This is a genomic window from Kribbella sp. NPDC002412 (genome assembly GCF_053592935.1).
This window is the reverse complement of sequence record NZ_JBSFBL010000077.1, coordinates 21,579-27,615: the sequence shown is the minus strand read 5'-3', so window position 1 is coordinate 27,615 and position 6,037 is coordinate 21,579. Positions and strand designations below refer to the sequence as shown.

Here is a 6,037-nt window from a genome sequence, read left to right as displayed (position 1 = left end):
TCGTGGAGACGAAGGAAGTGATGGGCGGCTACTACCTGATCGAGGCGGCCGACCTTGCGGCTGTCGCCGTACTGGCGTCCTTTCAGGAAGCGCAGCGAGCGTTCCAGCTCCTTCGCGTTGCCGACGTACCTGGTGACCATTTCGTCGCCGTCGGGCAGGCGGCGGACGTGCGGGAGGAGGACGTCCTCGGCCGCGGCGAGGTGCTGGGCCGCGATGGCGTAGAACCAGTCGGTCTGATGCCTGCGCTCCGGGTGCGCGGCGGCCGGATGCTGAGCCGGACCGGCCAGCTCGCGGATCCGGGCGTGTTCGTAGGTCAGGGCCAGTTCGAGCGTCGAAGCGGTCATGACAACCACCTCCAGGGGGTCTTCACTCCAGCGTGTGCCCATCCAACCCGGAGTGCAACCGTCGCAGGTGGTCGGTGACGGCCGGCGTGACGACGTCCGCGCGCTCGGCGCTGGCCAGGTGCGCAGCCCGCGGTACGACGAGCAGCCGGCCGTGCTGAACCGTGGTCGCGATGTGTTCCAGATGATGTGGTGGGGTGGCCGGATCGTCGGCCCCGGCTATCGCCAGGGTGGGCGCCGTGATGGCCGGCAGATCGGGCCGGAGATCCATCGTCGCGATCAGCTCGCAGCAGGCCGCATAGCCTTCTCTCGACGTCGATCCGACCATCTTCTCGGCTTCCGCCCGGAGCTCGTCGTGGCGGTCGGTGGTGAACCAGCGTCGTACGACGGCCTCGGCAACCGCCTGTGGTCCGTCAGCTCTGACGGTCGCGGCTCGGTCGGTCCACATCTGCGCGGGTTCGAGACGGGGGCCGGTGCAGAGCAGGACGAGGCGGTCGATCCGCTCCGGGGCGCGGGCGGCCAGCCGGATGCCGGTCATGCCGCCGAGCGACAGTCCGACGAAGTGGACCCGGAAGAGACCGAGGTGGTCGAGCAGGGCGATCACATCGTCTTTGAGGTCGTCGATGCGGTACGGCCCGGCCGGAGCGGGCGAGCGGCCGTGGCCGCGGGTGTCGTACCGGACGACGGTGAAGTGCTGCTCCCACTCGGCCAGGTTGGCGTCCCACATCGCCCAGGTGGCGCCGAGGGAGTTGGACAGCACGACGACCGGCCCGTCGGCCCGCCCGCTGACGACGTGGTCGACCGGGACAGCGCTCATCCCCTGACAGTAGGAGTCCGGACCGAGAGGGAGAAGTATCCATTTCGGCTCGATCAAGACTCTGCGAGTATGAATCGGTGGAACTGCGGCACCTGCGGTACTTCGTCGCCGTCGCCGAGGAACGGCACTTCGGCAGGGCTGCGGCGCGGCTGCACATGGCCCAGCCGCCGCTGTCGCAGCAGATCCGCCAGTTGGAGGACGAGCTCGGGCTGCGGCTGCTCCGGCGGACGACGCGGCGGGTTGAGCTCACTGCGGCGGGGGAGGCGTACCTCGTGCGGGCGCAGGAGATCCTGTCGGCGGTCTCGTCTGCGGGTCTCGAGGCGCAGCGGGTCGCAGCCGGATCGCAGGGCCGGCTGGTGATCGGGTGCGTGGGCTCGGCGACGTACAGCCTGCTGCCGCCGTTGGTGCGCAAGCTGCATGAGGACTTGCCCGGTGTCGACGTGGCTGTGCAGGGGGAGATGCTGGCGCCGGCTCAGGTCGCTGCGCTGCATGCGGGGCAGATCGATTTGGCTCTGCTGCGCCGACCGGTCGACGAGGCGGGCTTGCGGTTGCAGACGCTACGGGCCGAGCGGCTGATTGTCGCCGTACCTGATGGGCATCGGCTGGCTGCGCGGACGCGAGTGCGCTTGCCGGACCTGGCGGACGAGGACTTCGTGATGCATGCGGGTGGTGGTCGGTCCGCGCTGCAGGGGACCGTGCTGGCGTTGTGCCGGGAGGCGGGGTTCGAGCCTCGGGTCCGGCACGAGGTTGCCGAGACGTCGACGCTGGTGACGTTCGTGGCCGCCGGGCTAGGTGTGGCGCTGGTGCCGGCGCCCGTCGCGGAGCTCAGGGTGCCGGGTGCCGCGTATCGGCCGTTCACGGGCAGGGCTCAGGTCGAGTTGGTGGTCGCTACGCGCGCCGATGACGAGGCTCCGCATCTGCTGCGCGCGCTCGACGTACTGACGGCTCTGGTCAGAAGAAGCCGTCGCGGGCCGGGATCACCGGGCGCGGGTTCCCGACCAGCCTGAGGTCGTCGGTGATCGCCGCGGCCGTCTCCAGCATCAGAGGTACGACGGTGGCGACGACCTTCTCGGCAGTCATCCGCCCGGAGGTGGTGGAGTAGGCCAGCGCGGCGAGCACGTCGCCGTGCGGATCGCGGACCGGGACCGCGGCCGACAGCAGACCGTCCTCGAGCTCGGACTCGACCACCGCGAAGCCCTGCGTGCGGACCTTGTGGAGCGAGTCGCGGTAGACCGTCGGGTCCGTGATCGTCCGCTGCGCCAGCCGGGGCAGGCCGGCCGCGATGACTGCGTCGACGACCGCGGAATCCGCCCAGGCGGTGAGGATCCGGCCCATCGAGGTCGCGTACGCCGGGACGCGACTGCCGACGTCGACGGCGACACTCATGATCCGGCGCACCTGGACGCGGGCGACGTAGACGACCTCGGTCCCGTCGAGTTGGGCCAGCGACGCGGACTCCTGGGTCGCCTCGGCCAGTCGGAGCAGGTGTGGCTGCGCGGTCTCCACGAAGCCGTGAGTCGCGGCGTAGTGCTGGCCGATGGTGAGCACGCGTGGGGTCAGCGACCACCGGCTGCCTTGTGCGGCGACGTACCCGAGCCGTTGCAGGGTGAGCAGGATCCGGCGAACCGCCGGGCGGGACAGCCCGGTCGCGGTGGCGAGCTCGGCCAGCGTGGGAGTCGGGTGGTCGGCGTCGAAAGCGAGCAGGACGGCGAACCCGCGCTCGATGCTGCGGATGAAGTCACGCTCCTCGCTCATGGCCGTCATTCTCGCAGTCCCCTTCTTCGTAGTTGAGCTCTTGACAGTCGGGTGCCGACGACGCCATGGTGAGCCGTACGCACCGCGTACAAATTGTACGCACAGCGTACAAGGAGGTGACGCACGATGGACTCACGAGAGCTCCGCAACGCCTTCGGTCAGTTCGCCACCGGCGTGACCGTGGTGACCTGCGTCAGCGACGACGGCGGTCCGCACGGCGCCACCGTGAACGCCTTCACCGCCGTCTCGCTCGAGCCGGCCCTGGCGCAGGTCACGCTGACCCGGTCGTCGAAGGCCTGTCAGTACCTGGCCGGCAAGCCGTTCGCGATCAACGTGCTCGCCGACGACCAGCTCGACGTCGCCTGGCACTTCGCCGGGCGGCCCGCCGACCGCACGCCCGGCTGGGTCGACGGCCCGCTCGCTCCGCTGCTCGAGGGCGCGGCCACGACGATCTCGTGCCGGCCGTGGCGCACGTACGACGGCGGCGACCACCTCATCGTGATCGGTGAGGTCGCCGCGGTCGCCATCACCGCCCGGGACCCGCTGCTGTTCCACGGCGGCCGGTTCCGCTACCTCGGACCGGTCGAATCCCACTGGTCCGGCTCTCTCGACTGCCCCGACCGCGGCTGGTTCGACGCCAGCGCCGTCTTCACGCCGCTCGCCGCGGCGGCTCACGCCTGAAAGGACTTCCCATGACCACGACTACGGCTGCTCCGGCCGAGCAGGACACCGCCCCGGCCGCGCGCCCGATGACCGGCGCCGAGTACCTCGACTCGATCCGCGACGACCGGGAGATCTGGATCTACGGCGAACGGGTCAAGGACGTCACCGAGCACCCGGCGTTCCGCAACCCGGCCCGGATGACCGCCCGGCTGTACGACGCCCTGCACGACCCGGCCACCAAGGACGAGATCACCGTCCCGACCGACACCGGCAACGGCGGCTACACGCACCCGTTCTTCCGGACACCGCACAGCTCGGCCGACCTGCAGAAGGATCGGGTCGCGATCGAGCACTGGGCCCGCCAGACCTGGGGCTGGATGGGCCGCAGCCCCGACTACAAGGCCAGCTTCCTCGGCACCCTCGGCGGGAACACCGACTTCTACGCGCCGTACGAGGAGAACGCGAAGCGCTGGTACACCGAATCGCAGGAGAAGGTCCTGTACTGGAACCACGCGATCATCAACCCGCCGGTGGACCGCAACCTGCCGCCGGACGAGGCCGGCGACATCTTCATGCGGGTCGAGAAGGAGACCGACGCCGGCGTGATCGTGTCCGGCGCGAAGGTGGTGGCGACCGGCTCGGCGATCACCAACTACAACTTCATCGCGCACTACGGCCTGCCGATCAAGAAGAAGGAGTACGCGCTGATCTGCACGGTGCCGATGAGCGCCCCTGGTGTGAAGCTCATCTGCCGGCCGTCGTACACCATGCAGGCCGACGTGATGGGCAGCCCGTTCGACTACCCGCTGTCCAGCCGGATGGACGAGAACGACACCATCTTCGTCTTCGACAAGGTGCTGGTGCCGTGGGAGAACATCTTCCTGTACGGCGACGTCGACAAGATCAACGGGTTCTTCCCGCAGTCCGGGTTCATCCCGCGGTTCACCTTCCACGGCTGCATCCGGTTGTCGGTGAAGCTCGACTTCATCGCCGGACTGTTGCTCAAGGCACTCGAATGCACCGGGAGCAAGGACTTCCGCGGCGTGCAGACGCGGGTCGGCGAGGTGATCGGCTGGCGCAACCTGTTCCGCGCCCTGGCCGACGCGATGGCCCTGAACCCGGACGAGGGCCCGAACGGCAGCGTGCTGCCGAAGCTCGACTACGGCCTGGTCTACCGCCAGTTCATGATCACCGGCTACCCGCGGGTGAAGGAGATCATCCAGCAGGACGTGGCCTCCGGCCTGATCTACCTGAACTCGAACGCGGTCGACTTCAAGACCCCCGAGGTGCGCCCGTACCTGGACCGCTTCGTCCGCGGCTCAGGAGGCTACGACGCGGTCGAGCGCACCAAGCTGATGAAGGCGCTGTGGGACGCGGTCGGCACCGAGTTCGGCGGCCGGCACGAGCTGTACGAGCGCAACTACTCCGGCAACCACGAGAACGTGAAGGCCGAGATCCTGTTCGCCGCCGAGGCGCAGGGCGAGACGGCCGCGATGAAGGGCTTCGCCGAGACCATGCTCGCCGAGTACGACCTGGACGGCTGGACCGTCCCCGACCTGATCAACCCCACCGACGTCAGCCGGATCCTGAACCGCTGAAGGAGCGCATCATGACTACTGTGCAGGATTCTCCGACCGCCGCCGGCTCCGGCGCGAGTGCGAGCTCGAACTTCAAGGCCAAGGCGCTGGCCGACGCCGGGTCGTCGCCCGAGCGCGTGAGCGCGGTGGTGACCGCCGTACTCCAGGGCGTGCATGCGGCGATCCGGGAGCACAACGTCACCTATCCGGAGTTCCAGGCCGCGAAGGCGTGGCTGATGGAGGTCGGCGAGGTCGGTGAGTGGCCGCTGTTCATGGACGTCTTCGTGGAGCACGTGGTCGAGGAGGTCGCGGCCGCGTCGCAGCGCGGGACTCTCGGAACCATCGAGGGCCCGTACTATCTGCCCGACCAGGTGCGGCTCGACGCGTCCTGCGAACTTCCGCACCGGCCGGACGAGAAGGGTGCGCCGCTCGTGCTGAGCGGTCAGGTCCGCGACCTCGACGGGACGCCGCTGGCCGGCGCCGAGGTGGACATCTGGCACGCGGATGCGGACGGGTACTACTCCGGGTTCGCGCCGCACCTGCCGGACGGGAACCTGCGGGGTGTGGTGGTGACCGACAGCGAGGGCCGCTTCGCGATCCGGACCGTGCAGCCGGCGCCGTACCAGATCCCGACCGACGGGCCGACCGGGAAGCTGATCGAGGCGGCCGGGTGGCACCCTTGGCGTCCTGCGCACCTGCACCTGATGGTGCGGGCGGACGGGCACCGGACGATCACGACGCAGCTGTACTTCGCCGGTGGTGAGTGGCTGGACTCCGACGTCGCCGAAGCGACCAAGGCCGAGCTGATCCTCGATCCGGTCGACGACGGCGCCGGCACCCGGCGGGCGACGTACGACTTCGAGCTCGAGCCGGCCTGATCCCTG

Annotated in this window: 6 protein-coding genes and 1 pseudogene; 4 read left to right on the top strand and 3 right to left on the bottom strand. The window is 69.4% G+C overall.

What is annotated here, in order from left to right:
- Together ACWCOV_RS37720 and pcaD are read right to left on the bottom strand one after the other, a co-directional pair.
- Positions 1 to 344, bottom strand: a pseudogene (locus ACWCOV_RS37720) (hypothetical protein); the annotation flags it as partial.
- Between the two features lie 22 nt (positions 345 to 366).
- Positions 367 to 1,158, bottom strand: a complete 792-nt coding sequence (gene pcaD / locus ACWCOV_RS37715; protein ID WP_449834166.1) for a 3-oxoadipate enol-lactonase — start codon at positions 1,156 to 1,158, stop codon at positions 367 to 369.
- Between the two features lie 77 nt (positions 1,159 to 1,235).
- Between pcaD and ACWCOV_RS37710 the strand changes: the two genes are divergently transcribed.
- Positions 1,236 to 2,165, top strand: coding sequence for a LysR family transcriptional regulator (locus tag ACWCOV_RS37710; RefSeq protein ID WP_449834165.1), 930 nt, complete (start codon positions 1,236 to 1,238; stop codon positions 2,163 to 2,165).
- Here ACWCOV_RS37710 and ACWCOV_RS37705 read toward each other — a convergent pair.
- Positions 2,110 to 2,913, bottom strand: a complete 804-nt coding sequence (locus ACWCOV_RS37705) for an IclR family transcriptional regulator domain-containing protein (protein WP_449834164.1) — start codon at positions 2,911 to 2,913, stop codon at positions 2,110 to 2,112. The two genes, ACWCOV_RS37710 and ACWCOV_RS37705, sit on opposite strands and share 56 nt — an antisense overlap.
- Before the next feature lie 126 nt (positions 2,914 to 3,039).
- Here ACWCOV_RS37705 and ACWCOV_RS37700 point away from each other — a divergent pair, with 126 nt between their 5' ends.
- Genes ACWCOV_RS37700 through catA form a run of 3 tightly spaced genes read left to right on the top strand, consistent with a single transcriptional unit; the run spans position 3,040 to position 6,031 of the window.
- Positions 3,040 to 3,594, top strand: a complete 555-nt coding sequence (locus ACWCOV_RS37700) for a flavin reductase family protein (RefSeq protein WP_396385913.1) — start codon at positions 3,040 to 3,042, stop codon at positions 3,592 to 3,594.
- A gap of 11 nt (positions 3,595 to 3,605) precedes the next feature.
- On the top strand, positions 3,606 to 5,174 hold the full coding sequence (locus ACWCOV_RS37695; protein ID WP_449834163.1) for a 4-hydroxyphenylacetate 3-hydroxylase family protein: 1,569 nt from the start codon (positions 3,606 to 3,608) through the stop codon (positions 5,172 to 5,174).
- Between the two features lie 11 nt (positions 5,175 to 5,185).
- On the top strand, positions 5,186 to 6,031 hold the full coding sequence (catA, locus tag ACWCOV_RS37690; protein WP_449834162.1) for a catechol 1,2-dioxygenase: 846 nt from the start codon (positions 5,186 to 5,188) through the stop codon (positions 6,029 to 6,031).
- Positions 6,032 to 6,037 lie beyond the last annotated feature (6 nt).